Genomic DNA, 21,780 nt, shown 5'->3' with positions numbered 1-21,780 from the left:
GGCGCCGCACCCGGAACACCGCGGCCCCGCCGGCGAGGCGCGCGGCAGCGGCGCCGCACCCGGAACACCGCGGCCCCGCCGGCGAGGCGCGCGGCAGCGGCGCCGCACCCGGAACACCGCGGCCCCGCCGGCGAGGCGCGCGGCAGCGGCGCCGCACCCGGAACACCGCGGCCCCGCCGGCGAGGCGCGCGGCGGGAGGCAGACCGTTTCCGGGGGCGTCCCGTGTCGTTGAGCAGAGGTCCTGACGGTATCGGCGACCCCGAGGAGCGGCATGCGGCGAAGGCGGGAGGCGGGATACGCGGCGCTGCCCTTCGACGCGTTGTGGGACCGGCCCGGGATCGGGAGCCCGGCGGCGGGGGCCGCCGAACCCCCGGCCGGGGGGTGGCAGTTGGCGTGGGACTCGGTAGGTGCCGCGGCCGCCACCGACCTGGTGGAGCGGCTCGTCGCACGGGACTACGACTTCCACGCGCCCGGCTCCGCCCGGACCCTCCCCGGGGCCCGCCTGCGCGCGGACGCCGAGCAACTCGCCCGCCTGATCGGCCCGTACGAGCCGCAGGCGATCGTCAGCTTCGCGGCCCCGCAAGGCGTCCACGGGGCCGCCGCGACCGTGCTGCTGCCCGCCGTGACCCGGCTGCCCGTCTGGTTCTGGCCCGCCTTCGACTGCCCGCGCCCGCCGCCCCAGGTCGAGGCCCGCCGGATCGCCGTCGTCACCGTCCCCCGGGCCTTCCGGACCCTGGCCCGCCACCCCCGCTGGCTCGCAGCCTTCGAGCACGTCACCTTCCTGCACGGCTCCGGCGAACTCCCCCCGGAAGCCGTGCGGTTGTGCGACGGCCGGCGTACCGCCCTGGTCGAGGTGCTCGGCGACACCGAGTCGGGCGCCGCCGCCCACCGGACCGGCTGGGACCCGGACGGCCCGTGGACCCTCCCCGACGGCCGGCAGTTCCTGCGCCCGGACCGCCGCGCGCACCCGGCCGGGGCCCCCGGCCTCGCCGCCCGCCTCCGCGCCCTGCTGCCCGGCGCCGACGTGACGTGCGTACGCGCCACCGACCCGCTGCACGGGGAGACGTACGACGTGCTCGTCGCCGGGGGCGGCCCGCTGACGGAGGACGGCGTACGGGCCCTCGCGCGCGGCCTCGGAGCCGCGCCCCGGGAGGTCCGGCTGGTCGGGCGTACGGCATGAGCAGGAATCCGGAGGACGTGAAGACCGTCCCCCTGACCCCCGAGGTCTACGCCTACCTGCTCGCGCAGGCCGAACCGCCGAGCCCCGCGCAGGAACGGCTGATCGCACGCACCCGCGCGCTCGGCGGCTCGGCCGTGATGCAGATCCCGCACGAGCAGGCGGTGTTCCTCACCCTGCTGGCCAGGCTGACCGGCGCCCGGCGGATCGTGGAGGTCGGCACGTTCACCGGCTACTCGACGATCGCGCTGGCCGAAGGGCTGGCGCCCGGCGGCCGTGTCGTCACCTGCGACATCTCCGAGGAGTGGACCTCGATCGCGCGGGCGGCATGGAAGGAGGCCGGGGTCGCGGACCGGGTCGACCTGCGGATCGCCCCCGCCCTGGAGACCCTGAAGGCGCTGCCGCCCGAGCCGGTGATCGACCTCGTCTTCCTGGACGCGGACAAGACCGGCTACCGGTCCTACTGGGACCAGCTGGTGCCGCGCGTCCGGACCGGCGGGCTGCTGCTCGCCGACAACGTCCTCTACGGGGGCGAGGCGGCCCGCGCCGACGCCCGGGGCAACGGCCTGGCCATCCGCGAGTTCAACGCGCACGTCCGCGCGGACGACCGCGTCGAGTCGGTGCTGCTGCCGATCGCGGACGGCCTCACCCTCGCGCGCAAGCGCTGAGGCGGCCCCGCCCGCGTGCCCGGGACGGGCGGGGCCCCGGCTCAGGACCCGGTGTGCGAGGCGGTCTCCAGCCGCCGGCCGCCCGCGCCGGGCCGGTCCGCGGGCCGGTCCGCCGCGGCCAGGCTCGCCTCGATCTCGTCCAGTGCCCGGCGGGCCGTGGCGATCCGCTCCCTGACGTCCGTCCCGTCCGCGTCGGGGCCGGCCGGCGGCGGCACCCGGCCGGCCTCCGCCTCGATCTCCCGTGCCTCGTCGAGCGAGTTGAGGACCACCCCGATGAGGACGTTGACCAGCACGAAGGAGGCCAGCAGCGCGTAGGAGGCGTAGTAGATGATGCTGAGCCGGGAGATCTGCAGCCCCGCACGGACGGCGTCGGTCAGGCCGTCGAGCGTGGTGAGCAGGAACAGGGTCAGCATGGCCCGGCCGACGGAACCGTAGTGCTGGGGGTCGGAGTCCGCGAAGCAGACCCAGCCGACCATGGCGTACACGTACAGCACCAGCGCGCCGACGAAGAGGAAGCTGGCGGTGCCCGGCAGGCTGCGGCCGACGGCGATCAGCAGGATCCGCAGGTGCGGGAGGAAGCGCGCGGTGCGCAGGACGCGGGCGAGGCGCAGCAGCCGCAGCACGGTGGTGTTCTCGCGGACGAAGGGGACGAAGGCGGAGGCCACGATCGCGAGGTCGAAGAGGTTCCAGGGGTCCCGGAAGAATGCTTTCGGCCGGTCCGCGTGCGCGCCGAGACGCAGCAGCATCTCCAGGGAGAACACCACGAGGCAGCAGTCCTCGGCGCTCCGCAGGACCTGCCGGTACTCCTGGGCGAGGCCGCTGTACGTCTCCACCCCCATCAGTCCGGCGTTGAGCAGGATCACGCAGAAGACGACCAGCCCGAAGGCGGGAGCCTCCGTGGCCACCCGGCATCGGGCTGCCAGTTTCATACGGCCGCGTCCGGCCGGCTCCGGGACTCTCATCGGGCTCCTCGTACTGTCGTCGTCGCAGGGCGGCGCGCCCGGCGGGGCGCGGCGGGTCCGTCCTTCTAACGCGATACAACCGATCGGGTTTCACCACCGGGCGCACGCCGACGCGCCGGTGATCCGCCGTCAGGCGCGTGGCTTCGCGCGGACGTGCATGCGCTCGCCCTGCCGGCCGAAGAGGCTGAGAATCTCGACCGGGCGGCCGTCGGCGCTGCCGAACCAGTGGGGCAGCCGGGTGTCCCACTCGGCGGCCTCGCCGGGGCCGAGGACCAGGTCGTGCTCGGCGAGGACGAGCCGCAGCCGGCCGTCGAGCACGTAGAGCCACTCGTAGCCCTCGTGCGTGCGGAGGTCAGGCTCGCTGCCCCGGTCCGGAATGATCATCTTGTACGCCTGGAGGGGGCCCGGGCCGCGGGTCAGGGCCACGGAGGTGCCGCCGTTCGGCAGGGTACGGGGGGTCAGCCGGACCCGGGGATCGCCCACCTCGGGCGCGCCGACCAGGTCGTCCAGGGGCACGCGGTAGGCGGAGGCGAGCGGCAGCAGCAGCTCGAGGCTGGGGCGGCGCTGACCGGACTCCAGCCGGGACAGGGTGCTCTTGGAGATGCCGGTCGCCTCGGAGAGCGCGGCGAGGGTGAGGCCGCGCTGGGCGCGCAGCCGGCGGAGCCGGGGGGCGACCTCGTCGAGGACGGCCTGGTGCGGCGGTGGGGCGTCCGCCGCCGTGTCATGTGCGGTGTCATGTGCGGTGTCCCGTGCCGCGTGCGCCGTGTCGCGGGGCTTGCCGTGCGGTGTGTGCATGCGGGCATTGCACCTCGCCGTCCCGGAAACGGCAACAAGAATTGCCGTTCGCGGTTGCGGCGGCGCACGCTCCTGGGCATGAACACACACAGCGCCCCGGGACACGAGCACCAGCACAAGCACGGGAACGGCCACGGTCACGGTCACGGACACCACTCCACCGACATCGACTGGGAGGTCATGGCCGCCCACCTGGAGCGGAACGGCGAGATCCAGCTGCCGGTCCTCACCAGCACCGCGGCCCGCCTGAAGGAGCTGCTCGGCCCCGGGCACGAGGTCCGGCGGGTCCTCGACATCGGCAGCGGGCCGGGCGTGATGACCTGCGTCCTCGCCGAGACCTTCGCGGACGCCGAAACGGTCGCGGTGGACGGGGCGCCCGGGCTGCTCGACCACACCCTGGCCCGCGCCGAGCGGCTCGGCCTCGGCGGCCGGGTCGTCACGCGGCACGCGGAACTCCCCGAGGGCCTCGACGACGGCCTCGGCGCGGCGGACCTGGTCTGGAGCAGCAAGGCCGTGCACCACCTCGGTGACCAGCAGGGCGCCCTGGACGCGCTCGCCGCCGTGCTGAGGCCCGGCGGCCTGCTCGCCGTCGCGGAGGCCGGGCTGCCGATGCGCTTCCTGCCGCGTGACATCGGCATCGGCAGGCCGGGCCTCCAGGCGCGGCTGGACGCCGTTCAGGAGCAGTGGTTCTCGGTGATGCGGGACGAGCTGCCCGGCAGCGCCGCCGTGGTCGAGGACTGGCCCGCGATGCTCGGGCGCGCCGGGCTCACCGAGACCGGCGGTTTCACGTTCCTCCTCGACCTGCCGGCGCCACTGGGGGAGCCGGCCCGTGCCTTCCTGCACACGCACCTGACCCGGCTGCGGGACGCGATGGGCGAGTCCCTGGACGCGGAGGACCGCAAGACCCTCGACGTCCTGGTCGATCCGGAGGCGCCGGAGGGCATCCTGCGGCGGCCGGACGCCTTCCTCCTCTGGGCCACCACGGTCTTCACGGGCGTCCGCCCGGCGGTCGGCGCCCGATGAAGCAGACGGGCACGGGCCGGGCCGAGGCGGCACCCGGACGTACCGCGCCGGCGCCCTCGGTCCGGTGGGTGCTGGCGGGCCTGTCGCTGTCGATGCTGCTGTCCTCGCTCGGCACCGGCATCGCCAACGTCGGCCTGCCGACGCTGGCGCAGGCATTCGGCGCCTCCTTCCAGGCGGTGCAGTGGATCGTCCTCGCCTACCTCCTGGCCATCACCACCGTGATCGTCAGCGTCGGCCGGCTCGGCGACCTCATCGGCCGCCGGCGGCTCCTCCTCGTCGGCGTCCTCCTCTTCACGGCGGCCTCGGTGCTGTGCGGCTCGGCGCCCACGCTGTGGCTGCTGATCGCCGCCCGGGCCGCGCAGGGCCTGGGCGCGGCCGTCATGATGGCGCTGACCATGGCGTTCGTCGGCGAGGCGGTGCCCAAGGAGCGGACCGGCAGCGCGATGGGGCTGCTCGGCACCATGTCCGCGATCGGCACCGCTCTCGGCCCGTCCCTGGGCGGCGTACTGATCTCCGGATTCGGCTGGCGGGCCCTGTTCCTCGTCAGCGTGCCGCTGGGGCTGCTGACCCTGCTGCTCGCGCACCGCCACCTGCCCGCCGACCGACTGCGGGAGCCCACGGCCGGCCCGGCCCGCTTCGACCACCTCGGCACGCTGCTGCTCGCCCTGACCCTCGCGGCCTACGCGCTCGCCATGACGACCGGGCGCGGCCGGTTCGGGGCGCTCAACGTCGCGCTGCTGGTGGTCGCAGCCCTCGGGGTGTGGCTCTTCGTACGGGCCGAGGCGCGGGCGCCATCACCGCTGTTCAGGCCCGCCGTGTTCCGTGATCCCGTGCTGAGCGCGGGCCTGGCCATGAGCGCGCTCGTCTCGACGGTGATGATGGCGACGCTGGTGGTCGGCCCGTTCTACCTCTCCCGCACGCTCGGCCTCGGCGAGGCCCTCGTCGGACTGGTCCTGTCGGTGGGTCCGCTGGTCGCGGCGCTGACGGGGCCGCCGGCCGGCCGCATCGTGGACCGCTTCGGCGCGTTCCGCATCACGGTCGCCGGGCTGGCCGCCATGACGGCCGGCTGCTTCCTCCTCTCCGTGATCCCGCAGACGCTCGGCGTCCCCGGTTACCTCGCCCCCCTCGTCGTCGTCACCGCCGGCTACGCGGTGTTCCAGACGGCCAACAACACCGGGGTCATGGCGGAGGTCCCCGCGGAGCGGCGGGGCGTCACCTCCGGGATGCTCAACCTGTCGCGCAACCTCGGGCTCATCACCGGCGCCTCGGTCATGGGCGCCGTGTTCGCCCTGGCCTCCGCGGCCGCCGACGTCGCCACGGCGCGCCCCGACGCCGTGGCCGACGGCATGCGGATCACCTTCGCGGTGGCGGGAGTTCTGGTCGTCGTCGCACTCTGCACGGCGGTGGGAAGCCGTACGTTCGCGCGGCGCACCCCGGGAACCGCCGAAAGCTCCTGAGCGTGGCCGAAATCACGCCGGCCGCAGGTAAGGTGATCTTGTCGGTAGGCGCGGCCGGCTACGGGGGGAAGCGTTGGCTGAGCGGCTCAGCTTTGGAATTCTCGGTCCACTCATGGTCACCGCGGGGGAGCGGACGGTCGCGTTGGGCGGTGCCCGGCAACGGACGGTCCTGTCCCTCCTGCTGCTGAGCCCCGGCCGGATCGTGCCGGTCGACACCCTCGTGGCCGAAGTGTGGAACGACCGGCCGCCGGCCACGGCGCGGACCCAGATCGCCATCGTCATCGCGGCGTTGCGCAAGGCCCTCAAGGCCGAGGGCGCGGCCGAGGAGGTCATCGCCACCGCGCACCCCGGCTACCTGCTGCGCATCGAAGGGCACACCCTCGACAGCGCCGTCTTCACCCGGCTGGTCGCCGAGGCCGAGACGGCCGTCCGCGAGCAGCGGCCCGCCGATGCCGCGCGCGCGTACGCCGAGGCGCTCGCACTGTGGCGCGGCCGAACGCTGGCCGGGGTGGCCGGGCAGCGGGTGGAGGACGAGGCGGCCCGCTGGGAGGAGGTCCGCCTCCATGCCCGCGAGGCGCTGACGGGCGTCCAACTGGAGCTGGGCCGGCACCGGTTGCTGCTCCCCGATCTGGCCGCGACCGTACGGGACCACCCGCTGCGCGAGCGCGCCCGCTACCACCTCATCCTCGCCCAGTACAGGTCCGGGCGGCGGGCCGAGGCGCTGGACGGCTTCCGGGAGGCGAGGCGCCGGTTCATCGACGAGCTGGGCATGGAACCGGGCCCCGAACTCCAGGAGTTGCACGACGCGATCCTGCGGGACGACCCCTCCCTGGCTGTGGACGCACCCGCCGCGCTCCGGGAGGCACCCGCCGAGCGCCGCACCGTCATCCCCTCCGAACTGCCGCCCGACGTACCGGGATTCGCGGGTCGGCAGCCCGAACTGGCGGCTCTCGACAGCTTGGTGGACGCGCGCGACGGCGGCGGCCGCACCCCCACCGTCGGACTGATCACGGGCGTCGCCGGCGTGGGCAAGACCGGCCTCGGCGTCCGCTGGGCCCACCGGGCCGCCGGGCACTACCCGGACGGCAGGCTCTTCGCCGACCTGCGCGGTTACGACGAGAACCACGCACCGACCGAAGCCGGCGAGATCCTCAGCCGCTTCCTGCGGTCCCTCGGGGTGGGCAGCGACGAAGTCCCCAACGGCCTGGAGGACCGCATCGCGATGTACCGCAGCGTGCTGGCCGAGCGCCAGGTGCTGCTCGTCCTCGACAACGTCCGCACGCTGGCGCAGATCCGGCCGCTGCTCCCGGGCAACGGGGGCAGCACGGTCCTGGTCACCAGCAGGGAACAACTGGAACAGCTGGTGACCTGGCCGGCTGCCGCACGGGTCCATCTGGGGCTCCTCCCGCAGGACCGCTCCGTGGAGCTGCTCGCCGGCATCGTCGGCGAGAGCCGCATCCTGGCCGCGCCGGAGGAGTCGGCCCGTCTCGTCGCGTTGTGCGACCGACTGCCCCTCGCCCTGCGCATCGCCGCCGCCCGGCTGGCCTCCAAGCCGCACTGGTCGGTACGGCACCTGGTCACCCGGCTCAGCGACGAACGGCGGCGGCTGGACGAGCTCAGCCAGGGCGAGTTCCAGATCCGGGCCGGCTTCCGGCTGAGCTACCGCTACCTCGACAAGGACGCGGCCCGGCTCTACCGCCACCTCGGGCTGCTCGGCGTACCGGACTTCACCGCGTGGGTCGGGGCCGCGCTGATGGACCTCGGCGTGCTGGAGGCGGAGCAGCTCGTCGAGCACCTCGTGGACGCCCAGTTCCTCCAGGTCGTCGGGGTCGACGCCACCGGCCGCCTGCGCTACGGCTTCCACGACCTGATGCGCTTGTACGCGGGCGAGCTGGCCCGGGAGGAGGACTCCGAGGAGGACCGGCTGGCCGCCTGCGACCGGGTGTTCCGCACCGGTCTGACCATCGCGCTGGCCGCGCAGCGCCGGGAGCACGGCGGGGACCACGCCATCCTGCGCGTGCGGACGCCCCTGCGGGCCGTCGACCCGGCCCTGCTGGAGGAGCTCATCGCCGCTCCGCTGGAGTGGTACGAGGCGGAGCGCCTCTCCCTCATCGCGATGGTCGAGCAGGCCGCCGGGCTGGGCATGGACGAGCTGGCCTGGGGTCTGTCCAGTGCCATGGGGGCGCTCTTCGAAGCGCGCAACTACCTGGACGACTGGCGCCGTTGCGGCGAGCTGGCGCTCGAGGCGGCGCGCATCGCGGGAAACCTCGGCGGACAGGCGGCCATGGAGCAGCAGATCGGCACCATCGACCTGCGTCTGCGCAGGCTCGACGAGTCGAGTGCGCACTTCGAGCGGGCCATCGACCTCTACGCCAGGGCCGGGGAACTGCTGGGCCCGGCGCCCGTCCTGGCCAACCTCGCGGTGATCGACCGGGTCCGGGGCGACTACGACCGGGCCATGGGCCGGCTGGAGGAGGCCCTGCCGCTGACCCGCGCTGCGGGGGACCTCGCCTCCGAGGCGTACACCCTCAACAACATGGCCCAGATCGCGCTCGACCGGGGCCGGCCGGAGGAGGCCCTGGGCCTCAGCCGCGATGCGGTCCGGGTGAGCGAGCGGATCGGCGGCGATGCGCGCAGCCTGGCGATGGCCATGTACCGGCAGGCCGGCTCCCATCTCGCGCTCGGGCAGCTGGAATCCGCGGAGGAGGCCTACGGAACCGTCGTCCGGATCGTCACCGAGAAGGCCGACATGCTCGGCCTCGCCTACGCACTGATGGGGCTCGCGACGGCCCGGGGTGAAGCCGGAGCGGCCGAGTCGGCCGAGCAGACGTACCGGGAGGCGCTGAAAGTCGCCCGGCGCCAGGCCAGCCCGCTGGTCGAGGGGGAGATACGGCTCGCCCTGGGACGGCTCCACTGCCGGGTCGGCCGCACGAGCGAGGGCCGCGCCCATCTGACCGCCGCGCTCGGCGTTTTCCAGGGGATCGGCGCCCCGCCGTGGGAGGCGAAGGCGGCCCGTGCGCTGGAGGAAGCAGGTGCCGGGGAGGACGCCCAACCCCTCGACACGCCGCGGCTAACCGGCCGATAACCCGCCGATAATGCCGGTCCCTAGCGTCATCGCAGACAAGACCCCCACGTTGTGGAGCCTGCGATGCCACCCACCACCGGCGTGCCCACCCCCGCAGTGGCCGGATCCGCCTGATGCGGCTGCGCCACCGCGACGGCACGGCCGTCCACCTCGGCTACTGCACCACCGTGCACCCCGCCGACACCCTGCACCCCGCCGACACCCTGCACGGCATCACCGCCCGGCTCGCCACCCACGCCGAGCCGGTCCGCCGGGCCACCGGCGAGCCCGTCATCGGCCTCGGCCTGTGGCTTCCGCAGGACGCGGCGGCGACGCTGGCCGCCGACCCGCCCGCCGTCGCCCGGCTCCGCCGGGAGCTCACCGCCCGGGGACTGGAGACGGTGAGCCTCACCGGGTTCCCCTCCCGGGGCTTCCACGCCCCGGTGGTCAAGCGGGCGGTGTACTACCCGGACTGGTCCGAACCCGCCCGCCTCGACCACACGCTGAACCTGGCCCGGGTCCTGGCCGGGCTGCTGCCCGACGACGCCGCGCGCGGCTCGGTCTCCACCCTGCCGCTGGCCTGGCGCACCGCCTGGTCGCGGACCCGGATGGCCGCCGCGGCCCGGCAGCTGGACGCCCTCGCCACGGGACTGCGGCGGATCGAGGCGCAGACCGGCCGGAGCGTGCGCGTCGCCTTCGAACCCGAGCCGGGCTGCGTCGCGGAGACCACCGCCCAGGCCGTCGAGGTGCTCCGGGGCGTCGACCACGACCGGATCGGCCTCTGCCTGGACGCCTGCCACCTCGCCGTCGCGCACGAGGACCCGGACGACGCCGTCGCCCTGCTCCTGGCGGCCGGGATCCCGGTGGTCAAGGTCCAGGCGTCCAGCGCCCTGGAGGCCGCCGACCCGGCGGACCCCCTCGTACGGGAAACCCTGGCGGCCCTGGCGGATCCGCGTTTCCTGCACCAGACCCGGGAGGCCGGCCCGGCCGGCGCCGCACCGCTCGGCTCCGACGACCTGGGGCCGGCGCTCGCCGGAGCCCTGCCCGCGCGGGCTCCCTGGCGGATCCACCACCACGTACCGCTGCACGCGGAGCCCGCCCCGCCGCTGGCCTCCACCCGGCCGGTGCTGCGCGAGACCCTGCGGGCCCTGTTCGCGGGGGACCGGGCCGTCACCGACCACGTCGAGGTGGAGACCGGCACCTGGTCCGCGCTCCCCGTGCACCGCCGGCCCGTCGGCGCGGCCGGACTCGTCCGGGGCGTCGCCGCCGAACTCACCTGGACCGCACGGGAGCTGGCCGCGCTGGGCCTGACCCCCGAGGTCCCCACCACCACCCGATCAACCACCGAAAGGACCGGCCGCGCATGAGGACCGACGACAAGAGGACCCCCATGAGGACCGATACGCACACGTTCGCCCTGCGCCTGGACGGGGTCGTCAAGGAGTACGGGAAGGCCGGGCGCGCGGTGCGTGCGCTGGACGGGGTCTCCGTCGGCATCGAACGGGGCTCCTTCACGGCCGTGATGGGCCCCTCCGGTTCCGGCAAGTCCACCTTCCTGCACTGCGCCGCCGGCCTCGACAAGCCCTCCGGCGGCTCCGCCTTCATCGGCGACACCGAACTGGGCGGCATGAACGAGACCCAGCTGACCGAGCTGCGCCGCAAGCGCATCGGCTTCGTCTTCCAGGCCTTCAACCTCATCCCTGCCCTCTCCGTACGGGAGAACGTGGAACTGCCGCTGCGCCTGGCCGGGGAGCGCCTGGACCCCGTCTGGCTGGAGGAGATCCTGACCCGTGTGGGCCTGTCCGGCCGGGCCGCGCACCGGCCCGCCGAACTGTCCGGCGGCCAGCAGCAGCGGGTGGCGATAGCCCGCGCCCTGATCACCCGTCCGGACGTCATCTTCGGTGACGAGCCCACCGGCGCCCTCGACACCGTGACCGCCAAGGAGATCCTCTCCCTGCTGCGGTCCTGCGTCGACGAGACCCGTCAGACGGTGGTCATGGTCACCCACGACCCGGTCGCCGCCTCCTACGCCGACACCGTCCTGTTCCTCGCCGACGGCCGGATCGCCGACCGGATGCAGGCCCCGACCGCCGACCGCGTCGCCGACCGCATGACGCACCTGGGGGCGTGGGCCTGATGCTGCGCTACGCCTTGCAGACCCTGCGCGCCCGCAAGGGCGGCTTCATCGGTGCGTTCCTCGCCCTCTTCTGCGCGGCCGCGCTCGTCACGGCCTGCGGCATCCTGCTGGAGACCGGGCTGCGGGGGACCATCGGCACCGAGCGCTACGCGGCCGCCCCCGTGATCGTCGGCGGGGACCAGAACGTCCACCAGGTCACCGTCAAGAACAAGGGCGGCGAGTCCAAGACCAAGGAGAAGGCCAAGCCGCTCGGCGAGCGCGTCTGGCTGCCCGCCGACACCGCGACGAAGCTCGGTGCGCTGTCCGGAGTACGGGCGGCGCTCCCCGAGATCACCTTCCCGGCGTACGCGGTCACCCCCAAGGGGCAGATCGTCCCGGGTGCCGGCGGCAAACCCTCGTACGGCCACTCCTGGACCTCCGCGCCCCTGACCCCCTTCACCCTGGCCGAGGGCGCCGCCCCGGCCGCCGCGAACGAGGTCGTCGTCGACCGGGAACTGGCCCGGCGGGCGGGCATCAGGCCCGGCACCGAGCTGACCGTCCAGTCGACCGGCTCCCCGCGCGCCTACCGCGTCACCGGCATCGCGGCGCCCTCCGGCGGCGATCTCGGGCAGCAGACCTCGCTGTTCTTCTCGGACGCCGAGGCCGAGCGGCTGTCCGGCCGCGGCGGCCGGGTCGCGGCCGTCGGCGTACTGCCCAGGCCCGGCGTGTCCACCGCCGACCTCGCCGCGCAGGTCCGCAAGGCCCTCGACGGCACCACCGCCCAGGTGGTCACCGGCGGCGACCGCGGCCCGGTCGAGTTCCTCGACGCGGCCAAGGCCCGCATCAAGCTGGTCTCCATGGGCGGCGCCATCGGCGGCACCTCGCTGCTCGTCGCGATCCTCGTGGTCGTCGGCACCTTCGCCCTCTCCATCCAGCAGCGCCACCGCGAACTCGCCCTGCTGCGCGCCATCGCGGCCACCCCCCGGCAGGTACGGCAGCTCATCGGCCGCGAGGCGCTGATCGTGGGCGGGCTCGCCGGTGTGCTCGGCTCGGTCACGGGCCTGCCCATCGCCTACTGGCTGCACGGCAGGTTCGTCGGCTTCAAGGCGATCCCCGAGACCCTCGAAGTGACCTTCAGCGTCTTCCCGTTCTTCGCGGCCATCGGCGCGGCCCTCCTGGGCGCCTGGGCGGCCGCACGGATCTCGGCCCGCCGCGCCGCCCGTATCCGGCCCGCCGAGGCACTGTCCGAGGCCGCCATGGAACGGCGGACCTTCGCCTGGGGCCGGCTCGGAGCCGGTGCCGCCTTCCTGGCCGGCGGGGTCGTCCTCCTCGCCGTCCTCTCCGTGCTGCGCAGCGAGCCGGCCTCCACCCCGGTGACCTTCCTGTCGGTCGTCGTCCTCGCGGTGGCGGTCTCGCTGCTCGGCCCGCTGATCGCCCGGGCCGCGGTCGCCGTCCTCGGGGTGCCGCTGAAGGCCTCGCGCGTCGGCGGCCACCTGGCCACGGCCAACGCCCGCGCCAACACCAAGCGGCTCTCCGCCGCGATCACCCCGCTCGCCCTGCTCATCGGCATGGCCTGCACGGTGTTCTTCGTCCAGACCACCATGGGCGCGGCGGCCACCGCCCAGGCCCGGGCCGGCAACACGGCCGACTGGGTGGTCGGTTCGGCCGGTCCCGGCGTGCCCGCGCAGGCCGCCGACAGCCTCCGCCGGGTTCCCGGCGTGTCGGCGGTGACCGAGGTCGTACGGACCTCCGTGCGCGTCGGCCTGGAGAAGTACCCGGCGCAGGGCGTGTCCGCCGAAGGCCTGACCCGCACCTGGGACCCGGGCGTCACGGCCGGCAGCCTGGACGGCTTCGGCGCGCGGAGCGTCGCGCTCAGCGAGGTCGCCGCCGCCAACCTGGGCAAGAAGCCGGGGGACGAGCTGAAGCTGACCCTCGGCGACGGCACGGAGACCGAGCTGAACGTCGCCGCCGTGTACGCGCGCGGACTGGGCTTCGGCGATCTGACGATGTCCCACGAGCTGGTAGCGCAGCACGTCGACAACCCCCTCGCCTCCTCCGTACTGGTGAAGACCGCGGACGCCGGAAAGCCCGGCCGGGCCGAGCTGCAGAAGGCGATCGGCGCCCTGCCCGGGGTCGCCGTCCTCGACCGCGACCAGGTCGAGGACCTCCAGGCCGAGGTCCAGCAGTCCAACGCCGAGGTGAACTACGTGGCGATGGGCCTGATCATCGCCTTCACGGCCATCGCCGTCGTCAACACCCTGGCCATGTCGGTCTCCGACCGCACCCGGGAGTTCGCCCTGCTCCGGCTCGTCGGCACCACCCGCCGGCAGGTCATGGGCATGCTGCGGATCGAGGCCGCCCTGGTGGTCGTGATCTCCGCCGTGCTGGGCACGGGGATCGCCTTCGCGGTGCTCACCGCCTTCAGCATCGGGATGACGGGCTCCGCCGCCCCGTCGGCCGACCCGTGGACGTACCTCGGCGTCCTGGGCTTCGCGGCGGTGCTCGCCTCCCTGGCCATGCTGGTCCCGGGCCGGCTGGCACTGGCGGGACGCCCCGCGGACGTGATCGGCTCCCGCCAGTAGGGCTCAAGTCCGGTGCGTGAACAGTCCGTTGATCCACAGGTGGAGCGGGACGCCCGCGCATATGCTCGGGCCGTGCGTACGGACGCCCGTGCGCCCGTGCATTCCAATGTCTCGCGAACCGTAAGGGGAACGCGCCGTGAGTGTCCGCATCCAACCCTCCTCCCAGGTCGACGAGACGGCCGAGCTCGGCGAGGGCACCGCGATCTGGGATCTGGCACAGATCCGGGAGGAGGCCCGGCTCGGGCGTGGCTGCATCGTGGGGCGCGGGGCGTACGTCGGGCCGGGCGTGCGGATCGGGGACCACGTGAAGCTGCAGAACTACGCCCTCGTGTACGAGCCGGCCGAACTCGGCGACGGGGTGTTCATCGGCCCGGCGGCGGTGCTCACCAACGACTTCTACCCGCGCTCGGTCGACCCCGACGGCACGCTGAAGCGCGACGGCGACTGGGAACCCGCCGGGGTCGTCGTGGCCGAGGGGGCCTCGCTGGGGGCCCGTTCGGTGTGCGTGGCCGGGGTGCGCGTGGGGCGCTGGGCGCTGGTCGCGGCCGGCGCCGTGGTCTCCCGCGACGTGCCGGACTTCGCGCTCGTCGCGGGCGTACCGGCCCGGCGCATCGGCTGGGTGGGCCGGGCGGGGGTCCGCCTGGTCGAGCGTGCGGACGAGCCGGGCGTATGGGAGTGCCCGCGCACCGGCGCACTGCACGAGGAGAAGGACGGGACGCTCACCGAACGGCACGGAAGTGGAACTGACGGTATGTCGGCAATTTAGAGCACCGGCATTTCCTCAAAACCACAATCAACGAACATCCATGGGCATACCGTGTCCCTGCACACGGGATCTGGGCAGGCAACAGGCCTGTTCCAGTGGGGGGTTGTACACGACGAGGGGCAGCGCCGGCAGTGCCGTGCACGCGCGGATCCACCGCGCGCGCGGACACTGCCGATCACGCGTGCCCCCGTCCGCGGCATCGCTGGGGGGTCCAGACGCAGCCGTCGGACGGCTCGTGCGCCGGCGGGGCGAGACCACCGCCGGGCACGCGCACCGTCATGCGCAGTCCCCCTCCACGGAGTGACGACCGCCAGGTCCGTCCGAGGAGAGATCAGAGGGGATGGGTGTGTTGGAGCCGAACAGCTCGGACATGCGCAGTGGGCTGGGCAGCCTGGGGATCGGGGTGGGGACCCGATGACCACCACACGGTTAGGAGCACTCGCCGGCCAGGACGCGCCGCTGCACGCCCTCGCCGAGCGCCTGCTGGCGCTGGCCGAGGCGGGACTGCCCGCGATGTACCTGCCGGAAGCCGAGACCTTCGTGTTCACACGGGCCGGAACCATCACGCCCGACGGCACCCGCCGCCTGGAACAGCGGGGGACCAGCACCCGGTACGCGGCCATCACCGCGCTCGGGGCCCGCTTCCTGCCCGAGGACCGGCAGCGCGCCCTGTTCGGCGGACGCACGGCCGAGGAGTTCACCGGACTGCTCGTGCAGCGGCTGCCCGCCGTACGGAACCTCGGTGACGCGGCGCTCATCGCCTGGGCCGCCGCCGAGACGGGCCACCCCAAGCTGGCCGACGCCCTCGACCGGGTGGCGGCCCTGGACGTGCCCGGGCGGCCCCAGTACACCGTCGAGGCGGCCTGGGTGCTCTCCGCCCTCGCGGCCGCCCGCGAGACGGCGGACGTGGAGTACCGCCTGGCGGCCGCCCGGGACCGGCTCCTGGCGGCCAGGGCCGGCGACGGCCCGCTCTTCGCGCATGCCACCGGGCCCGGGCTGGTCCCCGGGTACCGCTCCCACGTGGCCTGCTTCGCCGACCAGACCTACCCGCTCCAGGCGCTCGCCCGGCTGCACGCCAGCGGCGACGACCCGCGGGCCCTCGCGGCCGCCGACGCCTGCGCCGCCCGCATCTGCGCCCTCCAGGGCGACGGCGGGCAGTGGTGGTGGCACTACGACGCCCGCAGCGGCGGCGTGGTGGAGGGCTATCCCGTCTACAGCGTCCACCAGCACGCCATGGCCCCGACCGCCCTCTTCGACCTGGCCGAGGCGGGCGGCACCGACTTCGGTGCGCACATCCGCCGCGGCCTGCGCTGGATGACGGAGGTGCCCGAACTCGCCGGGCCCGCCGGCACCCCGCGCGAGCCGATGATCCGCGAGGACTTCGGCGTCACCTGGCGCAAGGTCCACCGCGGCGACCCGAAGAAGGCCGTCCGCGCCGCCCGCGGGCTCACCACCCGCGTGCTGCCGCAGGCGCGCCTCGCCCCGCTGGACCGGGTGTTCCGCCCGCTCGCCGTGGACCGCGAATGCCGCCCGTACGAGTTCGGCTGGATGCTGTTCGCCTGGCTCGGGGGGCTCCCGAGATGAGACGAAGGCAATCCCTCTTCGGGGTCATGCTCGACCCCCTGACCATGGACGAGACCGTGCGCCGCTGTCTGGACGCGGTCCGGCGCGGCGAGCAGATCGAGATCGGCATGGTCAACGCCGCCAAGCTGGTCAACATGCGGCGCGACCCCCGGCTCGCCCGGGCCGTCTCCGGCTGCGACCTCGTCCTGGCCGACGGGCAGGCCGTGGTCTGGGCCGGCCGGGCCCTGGGCGTGCGGCTGCCCGAACGGGTCGCGGGCATCGACCTGTTCATGCGCCTGCTCGCCGCCGCCGAGAAGGAGGACATCTCCGTCTACCTGCTCGGCGCCCAGCAGCAGGTCCTGGACCTGATGCTCCGGCAGATCGCCGAGCGCTTCCCGAAGTTGCGCGTCGCCGGCAGCCGTAACGGCTACTTCGCCGACTCCGATCAGGAGTCCGTCGCCGACGCCATCGCCGAGAGCCGCGCCCAGCTGCTGTTCCTCGGCATGACCTCGCCCAAGAAGGAGATCTTCACCGCCGGCTACGGCACCCGAACCGGCGCACACGTCGTCCACGGCGTCGGCGGCTCCTTCGACATCCTCGCCGGCATCACCAAGCGAGCCCCCCTGGTCTGGCAGCGGATGGGACTCGAATGGTTCTACCGCACCCTCCAGGAGCCCCGCCGGCTCGGCAGGCGCTACCTCACCACCAATGCGGCCTTCCTCCTCATGACGGTCCGGGAACTCATCCGCCGCGCACCGTCCGCCCTTTCCGCGAACAGGAGTCACTGATGCGCGTCGTCGTCGTGGGACAGGGATACGTCGGCCTCCCGCTGGCCATCAGGGCCGCCGAGGTCGGACACCAGGTGATCGGTTACGACGTGGACGCGCGGCGGGTCAAGAGCCTCGCCGCCGGCGAGTCGTACGTGGAGGACGTCTCCTCCGAACGGCTGACCCGCGCCCTGGAGCGCGGCACCTACCGCCCCAGCGAACTGGCCCGGGACTGCGGCGGCTTCGACGTCGCCGTCGTCACCGTGCCCACCCCGTTACAGGACGGCGCCCCCGACCTGCGCTACATCGAGGAGTCGGCCCACACCCTGGCCCGTTTCCTGCGCCCCGGCGCCACGGTCGTCCTGGAGTCCACCACCTACCCGGGCACCACCGAGGAGCTGTTCGCGCCCATCCTGGAGGACGGCTCCGGCCTCACCGCCGGCGTCGACTTCCACCTCGGCTACAGCCCGGAGCGCATCGACCCCGGGAACACCGTCTGGGGCTTCCAGCAGACGCCCAAGGTCGTCTCCGGAGTCGACGCCGCCTCCCTGAAGGCCGTCGAGGCCTTCTACGGGGAACTCGTCGACACCACCGTGCCGGTGCGCTCGCCCAAGGAGGCCGAGCTGGCCAAACTGCTGGAGAACACCTTCCGGCACGTGAACATCGCGCTCGTCAACGAGATCGCCATGTTCGCCCGCCACCTCGACATCGACGTCTGGCAGGCCATCGAAGCGGCGTCCAGCAAGCCCTTCGGCTTCATGAAGTTCACCCCCGGGCCCGGCGTCGGCGGCCACTGCCTGCCCATCGACCCCTCGTACTTGAACTGGCGGGTGCAGCGCGAACTCGGCCAGAACTTCCGCTTCGTCGAACTCGCCAACGACATCAACAACCACATGCCCGAGTACGTGACGCGCCGCGTCATCGACGCCCTCAACGCCAAACGCCGGTCCGTCAACGGCTCCCGCGTCCTGCTCCTCGGCCTGGCCTACAAGAAGAACACCGGCGACGCGCGCGAGTCGCCCGCCGTACGCATCGCCGAACTCCTCCTCGACATGGGCGCCAAGGTCCGCGCGGTCGACCCCCACGTGGTGGAGGACGTCAAGGTCGACGCCCGGCTCTCCCGGGTGGAGGCCACCCGCAAGGAACTGGCCGCCGCCGACGTGGTCGTCCTGCTCACCGACCACGACTCCTTCGACTACCAGATGATCAGCGAGCACGCCTCCTTCGTCCTCGACTGCCGCAACCGCATGACCGGCCCGAAGGTGGAGGTGCTCTGAGGCCATGACCAGGATCATCTGCGTCGCCGGAGCGCGACCCAACTACATGAAGATCAAACCGGTGATGGACGCGCTGGAACGCCGCGGCGTCGAAGTGGTCCTCGTCCACACCGGCCAGCACTACGACCCGTCCATGAACGAGGTGTTCTTCCGCGACCTCGGCATCCGCACCCCCGACCTGTACCTGGGTGCCGGATCCGGCACCCACGCCCAGCAGACCGGGCGGGTCATGGCCGCCTTCGAGCCGCTGCTCGACGAGCTGACCCCGGACGCGGTGGTGGTGGTCGGCGACATCAACTCCACCCTCGCCTGCGCCCTGGTCACCGCGAAGGCCGGCCCGCTGCTGGCCCACGTCGAGGCCGGCCTGCGCAGCCGCGACTGGAGCATGCCCGAGGAGGTCAACCGGGTCGCCACCGACCGGGTCAGCGACTACCTGCTGGCCCCCTCGCCCGACGCCGCCGCGAACCTGCGCGCGGAGGGCTACCGGGAGGACCAGATCCACGTCGTCGGCAACGTCATGATCGACACCCTCCTCGCCAACCTGGACCGGGCCCGGGAGTCGGACGTCCTCGACCGGTACGGGCTGACCCGCGGCGGGTACGGCCTGGTCACCCTGCACCGCCCGGCCAACGTCGACGACCCCGCGGCACTCCGCGGCCTCCTGAAGGCCCTGGGCGAGATCGCGGACCGCTGTCCCCTGCTGCTGCCCGTGCACCCCCGCGCCGCCGAGCGGCTGGCGGACGCCGGCGTCCCCGGCGGCATCCGGCTCGTGCCCGCCGCCGGATACCTCGACTTCATCGCCCTCCAGGACTCCGCCCGCCTGGTGCTCACCGACTCCGGGGGCATCCAGGAGGAGACCACCGCCCTCGGCGTGCCCTGCGTGACCCTGCGCGAGAACACCGAACGCCCCATCACCGTCGAGGAGGGCACCAACGTCCTGGCGGGCACGGACCCGGAGCGCATCGTCGCCACCGTGAACCGGGTGCTCGACGACCCGCCCGCGCCCCGCTGCCCCGCGCTGTGGGACGGCCGCGCGAGCGACCGCATCGCCGAGGTCCTGCTGTCCGGCGGTTCCGCGGCCACCCGGCCCAGGCCCACCGACCTCGTGCCGCACGGGGCCGGCACCGCACCGCAGTAACCGCACATTCGAGGGGGAAGACCATGGATCTCGCCGAAATCTGGCGGGTCATGCGCAGGCGCTGGTACGTGCTGCTGCCCGGGCTGCTGCTCACGGCGGCTCTCGTCGTCGGCGTCCAGCTGGTGGTGCCGGTGACGTACCGGTCGCAGAGCACCGTGACCCTGCTCAATTCGCAGAAGGCCACGGTGGCCTACGACGGCAACCCCTTCCTGAGCACGCAGGCCTCCCTCACCGGCATGGCCGACGGGCTCGTCCGCAACCTCAACTCGGACGACTCGCTGGCCGACCTCAAGACGCTGGGCGTCACCGGAACCCCGGAGGCGAAGATCGCCGACAATGCCCTGGGCCCGTTCATGTGGCTCACCGTCAGCGGCAGCGACCCGGACCGCGTCCTGGAGTCGGACCGCAAGCTCACCGCCTACGCCGAGAAGCGGCTGACCGAGTTCCAGGCGAAGGAGAAGGTCGCCCCGGACGCCATGATCCGCATGGCGGTGATCGTGCCGCCGCAGAAGCCGGTGGCCGAGACCAAGACCAGGCTGCAGTACCTCGTCATGGGCGGGGTCCTGGGCCTGGTGCTCAGCCTGGTCGCCGTCTTCTACGTGGAGGCGCGCAAGAGGTCGCACAAGCCGAAGCCCGAGGCCACGCCCGAGCCCGAGCCGCAGGCCCAGGACGCCGGGCCCGAGCGGGAGACGACCGCCCCCGTCCCCCCGGCCGGGGAACCGGCGGTGGAACGGACGCTCGCCATCCGGCGGCCGCCCAGCTGGTCGCGGTCCGCCGATGAGGAAGGGCCGGCCGCCGCGGAGCCCGAGGCACAACAGCCCGCGGTGGCCGTGCCGTCCGCCGCCGAGCCGCCCGCCGGGGAGCCGGCTCGCGGACGCCGCCCCCGCCGCACCGGACAGCGAGACCGGTGAGCCGGACGACGCCCCCGCTCCCCGCCCCTCCCTCCCTCGGCCGGAAGGTCCGTTCGGCCGCGCGGTGGAGCCTGATCAACACCGTCGTGATGCGCCTGGGCAACTTCGCGACGGGCATCGTGCTGGCACGCTTCGCGCTGGGCCCCGCGGAATGGGGCGTGTACGGCATCGCCCAGACCGTGCTGCTCGTCCTGCTGTCCGCGAACGAACTGGGCGTGGGCCTGGCCATCGTGCGCTGGGAGGGCGACGCACGGCGGTTCGCGCCGACCGTACTGACCCTCAGCACCCTCTCCAGCGGCCTGCTGTACGTGGCGCTGTTCGCGGCGGCACCGACGGTCGCCGGCCTGCTCGGCTCGCCGGACGCCGCGGGCGTACTGCGGGTGATGTGCCTGTGCGTGGTGATCGACGGGGTGGCCCAGGTCCCCGGTGGCTTCCTCACCCGCGAGTTCGCCCAGGGCAAGCGGATGCTCATCGACGGACTCAACTTCGTGCTCAGCACCTCGGTGACGCTGCTGCTGGCCTTCGCCGGCTGGGGCGCGATGAGCTTCGCCTGGGGAGCCGTGGCGGGGAACGTCGTCACCCTGATCGGCTGCGCCCTGGCGGCACCCGGCACCCTGAAATTCGGCTGGGACCCCGGGCAGGCCCGGGCGCTGCTCCGGTTCGGGCTTCCGCTGGCAGGGGCGAGCATGCTGGCCCTCGCGGTGGTCAACGTCGACACCATGGTGGTGGGCGCGACGCTGGGCAACGTGTCCCTCGGTTTCTACGTGCTCGCCTTCAACATCTCCGGCTGGCCCGTGAGGATCATCTCCGAGGCCGCCCGCCGGGTCTCCTTCGCCGGCTTCTCCCGCCTGGCCGACACCCCGCAGGCACTCGCCCCGGGCTTCAGCCGCGCCCTGGGCGTGGTGATCACCGGCACCGTCCCGCTGTGCGTCCTGCTGGCCTGCCTCGCGGAGCCCGCCGTCGAGCTGATCTACGGGAGCCAGTGGGCGCCCGCCGCCGCCGCGCTGCCCTGGCTGATGGCCCTCGGTCTGATCCGCATCGGCAGCGAACTCGCCTACGACTGCCTGGTCGCGATCGGACAGCGCCGCTCGCTCTTCCTCGTCCAGGGCCTGTGGCTGGCAGCGCTGGTCCCGGTGCTCCTCGTCGCCGCCCGTCTGAACGGCATCGTCGGAGTCTCCCAGGCCCATGTCCTGGTCGCCGGCGGCCTGGTGGTGCCCGTGTTCCTGTACGCCCTCAGCCGGGGCGGCATCGGCGTCGCCTGGATCGCCGGGGCCTGCGCGTGGCCCTTCCTCGGCGGCGCCGTGATGGCCGCGATCATCCTGGGGCTGGAACGCCCGCTCGGGGACGGCCGGCCCGCACTCCTCGCCATCGGCACGATCGCCCTGGCCGGCTACACGCTCTGCGTACTGCCCAGCCGCGACTTCCTGCGCGGCGTCGGCCGCGGCGACCGGCCCCACCGCGGCCGGCACCGGTCATCCGCACCGGTGCGGCCCACCCGACAGGACACGAGGTGA

General features: G+C 73.7%; 17 protein-coding genes. 15 read left to right on the top strand and 2 right to left on the bottom strand.

The annotated features are described in order from the left end of the window. The first annotated feature begins 271 nt into the window (after window positions 1-271). On the top strand, window positions 272-1,180 hold the full coding sequence (locus ACFTXQ_RS23780; protein ID WP_382643899.1) for a hypothetical protein: 909 nt from the start codon (window positions 272-274) through the stop codon (window positions 1,178-1,180). After that, on the top strand, window positions 1,177-1,845 hold the full coding sequence (locus ACFTXQ_RS23775; RefSeq protein ID WP_382643897.1) for an O-methyltransferase: 669 nt from the start codon (window positions 1,177-1,179) through the stop codon (window positions 1,843-1,845). Before ACFTXQ_RS23780 ends, ACFTXQ_RS23775 begins: the two co-directional genes overlap by 4 nt. A 41-nt stretch (window positions 1,846-1,886) precedes the next feature. Here ACFTXQ_RS23775 and ACFTXQ_RS23770 read toward each other — a convergent pair whose 3' ends face one another. Together ACFTXQ_RS23770 and ACFTXQ_RS23765 are read right to left on the bottom strand one after the other, a co-directional pair. Beyond that, window positions 1,887-2,774 carry an ion transporter gene (locus ACFTXQ_RS23770; protein WP_382643895.1) on the bottom strand — a complete coding sequence of 296 codons (888 nt, stop codon included), beginning with the start codon at window positions 2,772-2,774 and terminating at the stop codon, window positions 1,887-1,889. 162 nt (window positions 2,775-2,936) lie between these two features. After that, window positions 2,937-3,602 (bottom strand): helix-turn-helix domain-containing protein, encoded by a 666-nt coding sequence (locus tag ACFTXQ_RS23765; RefSeq protein ID WP_382643893.1) that lies wholly within the window; start codon window positions 3,600-3,602, stop codon window positions 2,937-2,939. A gap of 78 nt (window positions 3,603-3,680) precedes the next feature. Here ACFTXQ_RS23765 and ACFTXQ_RS23760 point away from each other — a divergent pair, with 78 nt between their 5' ends. The 13 genes from ACFTXQ_RS23760 (at window position 3,681) to ACFTXQ_RS23700 (ending at window position 21,780) form a co-directional block, all read left to right on the top strand. Continuing rightward, complete coding sequence (locus ACFTXQ_RS23760) at window positions 3,681-4,625, top strand: class I SAM-dependent methyltransferase (RefSeq protein WP_382643891.1); 945 nt, start codon at window positions 3,681-3,683, stop codon at window positions 4,623-4,625. After that, entirely contained in the window at window positions 4,622-6,082 is a 1,461-nt protein-coding gene (locus tag ACFTXQ_RS23755) for an MFS transporter (protein WP_382643889.1), read from the top strand. The genes ACFTXQ_RS23760 and ACFTXQ_RS23755 overlap by 4 nt, the downstream gene beginning before the upstream one ends. Before the next feature lie 112 nt (window positions 6,083-6,194). After that, window positions 6,195-9,167, top strand: a complete 2,973-nt coding sequence (locus tag ACFTXQ_RS23750) for a BTAD domain-containing putative transcriptional regulator (protein ID WP_382643887.1) — start codon at window positions 6,195-6,197, stop codon at window positions 9,165-9,167. A gap of 113 nt (window positions 9,168-9,280) precedes the next feature. Then, on the top strand, window positions 9,281-10,513 hold the full coding sequence (gene eboE / locus ACFTXQ_RS23745; protein ID WP_382643885.1) for a metabolite traffic protein EboE: 1,233 nt from the start codon (window positions 9,281-9,283) through the stop codon (window positions 10,511-10,513). Window positions 10,514-10,536: 23 nt separating this feature from the next. Further along, window positions 10,537-11,283 carry an ABC transporter ATP-binding protein gene (locus ACFTXQ_RS23740; protein WP_382643882.1) on the top strand — a complete coding sequence of 249 codons (747 nt, stop codon included), beginning with the start codon at window positions 10,537-10,539 and terminating at the stop codon, window positions 11,281-11,283. Then, window positions 11,283-13,844, top strand: coding sequence for an ABC transporter permease (locus ACFTXQ_RS23735; RefSeq protein WP_382643901.1), 2,562 nt, complete (start codon window positions 11,283-11,285; stop codon window positions 13,842-13,844). The genes ACFTXQ_RS23740 and ACFTXQ_RS23735 overlap by 1 nt, the downstream gene beginning before the upstream one ends. A 136-nt stretch (window positions 13,845-13,980) precedes the next feature. Beyond that, complete coding sequence (locus ACFTXQ_RS23730) at window positions 13,981-14,610, top strand: acyltransferase (protein WP_382643880.1); 630 nt, start codon at window positions 13,981-13,983, stop codon at window positions 14,608-14,610. A 414-nt stretch (window positions 14,611-15,024) separates the two neighbouring features. Further along, complete coding sequence (locus ACFTXQ_RS23725) at window positions 15,025-16,194, top strand: hypothetical protein (protein ID WP_382643878.1); 1,170 nt, start codon at window positions 15,025-15,027, stop codon at window positions 16,192-16,194. Next, entirely contained in the window at window positions 16,191-16,961 is a 771-nt protein-coding gene (locus ACFTXQ_RS23720; protein ID WP_382643876.1) for a WecB/TagA/CpsF family glycosyltransferase, read from the top strand. Before ACFTXQ_RS23725 ends, ACFTXQ_RS23720 begins: the two co-directional genes overlap by 4 nt. After that, window positions 16,961-18,217 carry a nucleotide sugar dehydrogenase gene (locus ACFTXQ_RS23715; protein WP_382643874.1) on the top strand — a complete coding sequence of 419 codons (1,257 nt, stop codon included), beginning with the start codon at window positions 16,961-16,963 and terminating at the stop codon, window positions 18,215-18,217. The genes ACFTXQ_RS23720 and ACFTXQ_RS23715 overlap by 1 nt, the downstream gene beginning before the upstream one ends. A 4-nt stretch (window positions 18,218-18,221) precedes the next feature. Next, window positions 18,222-19,355 carry a non-hydrolyzing UDP-N-acetylglucosamine 2-epimerase gene (gene wecB / locus ACFTXQ_RS23710; protein WP_382643872.1) on the top strand — a complete coding sequence of 378 codons (1,134 nt, stop codon included), beginning with the start codon at window positions 18,222-18,224 and terminating at the stop codon, window positions 19,353-19,355. 23 nt (window positions 19,356-19,378) lie between these two features. After that, the gene (locus ACFTXQ_RS23705; RefSeq protein ID WP_382643870.1) at window positions 19,379-20,266 is read left to right on the top strand and encodes a chain length determinant protein; all 888 of its coding nucleotides are present in this window, start codon (window positions 19,379-19,381) and stop codon (window positions 20,264-20,266) included. Next, complete coding sequence (locus tag ACFTXQ_RS23700; protein ID WP_382643868.1) at window positions 20,263-21,780, top strand: oligosaccharide flippase family protein; 1,518 nt, start codon at window positions 20,263-20,265, stop codon at window positions 21,778-21,780. The genes ACFTXQ_RS23705 and ACFTXQ_RS23700 overlap by 4 nt, the downstream gene beginning before the upstream one ends.

Source organism: Streptomyces sp. NPDC057010, from assembly GCF_042673805.1.
GTDB lineage: Bacteria > Actinomycetota > Actinomycetes > Streptomycetales > Streptomycetaceae > Streptomyces.
The sequence above is the reverse complement of the archived record's forward strand: the minus strand, read 5'-3'. Positions and strand labels throughout refer to the sequence as shown.

Bases quoted from the DNA above. Each gene is read 5' to 3' on its own strand.
- eboE (WP_382643885.1), top strand. From the start codon at position 9,281: ATGCGGCTGCGCCACCGCGACGGCACGGCCGTCCACCTCGGCTACTGC.
- ACFTXQ_RS23735 (WP_382643901.1), top strand. From the start codon at position 11,283: ATGCTGCGCTACGCCTTGCAGACCCTGCGCGCCCGCAAGGGCGGCTTC.
- ACFTXQ_RS23770 (WP_382643895.1), bottom strand. From the start codon at position 2,774: ATGAAACTGGCAGCCCGATGCCGGGTGGCCACGGAGGCTCCCGCCTTC.
- ACFTXQ_RS23740 (WP_382643882.1), top strand. From the start codon at position 10,537: ATGAGGACCGATACGCACACGTTCGCCCTGCGCCTGGACGGGGTCGTC.
- ACFTXQ_RS23765 (WP_382643893.1), bottom strand. From the start codon at position 3,602: ATGCACACACCGCACGGCAAGCCCCGCGACACGGCGCACGCGGCACGG.
- ACFTXQ_RS23715 (WP_382643874.1), top strand. From the start codon at position 16,961: ATGCGCGTCGTCGTCGTGGGACAGGGATACGTCGGCCTCCCGCTGGCC.
- ACFTXQ_RS23750 (WP_382643887.1), top strand. From the start codon at position 6,195: ATGGTCACCGCGGGGGAGCGGACGGTCGCGTTGGGCGGTGCCCGGCAA.
- ACFTXQ_RS23760 (WP_382643891.1), top strand. From the start codon at position 3,681: ATGAACACACACAGCGCCCCGGGACACGAGCACCAGCACAAGCACGGG.
- ACFTXQ_RS23775 (WP_382643897.1), top strand. From the start codon at position 1,177: ATGAGCAGGAATCCGGAGGACGTGAAGACCGTCCCCCTGACCCCCGAG.
- ACFTXQ_RS23720 (WP_382643876.1), top strand. From the start codon at position 16,191: ATGAGACGAAGGCAATCCCTCTTCGGGGTCATGCTCGACCCCCTGACC.
- ACFTXQ_RS23705 (WP_382643870.1), top strand. From the start codon at position 19,379: ATGGATCTCGCCGAAATCTGGCGGGTCATGCGCAGGCGCTGGTACGTG.
- wecB (WP_382643872.1), top strand. From the start codon at position 18,222: ATGACCAGGATCATCTGCGTCGCCGGAGCGCGACCCAACTACATGAAG.
- ACFTXQ_RS23780 (WP_382643899.1), top strand. From the start codon at position 272: ATGCGGCGAAGGCGGGAGGCGGGATACGCGGCGCTGCCCTTCGACGCG.
- ACFTXQ_RS23755 (WP_382643889.1), top strand. From the start codon at position 4,622: ATGAAGCAGACGGGCACGGGCCGGGCCGAGGCGGCACCCGGACGTACC.
- ACFTXQ_RS23725 (WP_382643878.1), top strand. From the start codon at position 15,025: ATGACCACCACACGGTTAGGAGCACTCGCCGGCCAGGACGCGCCGCTG.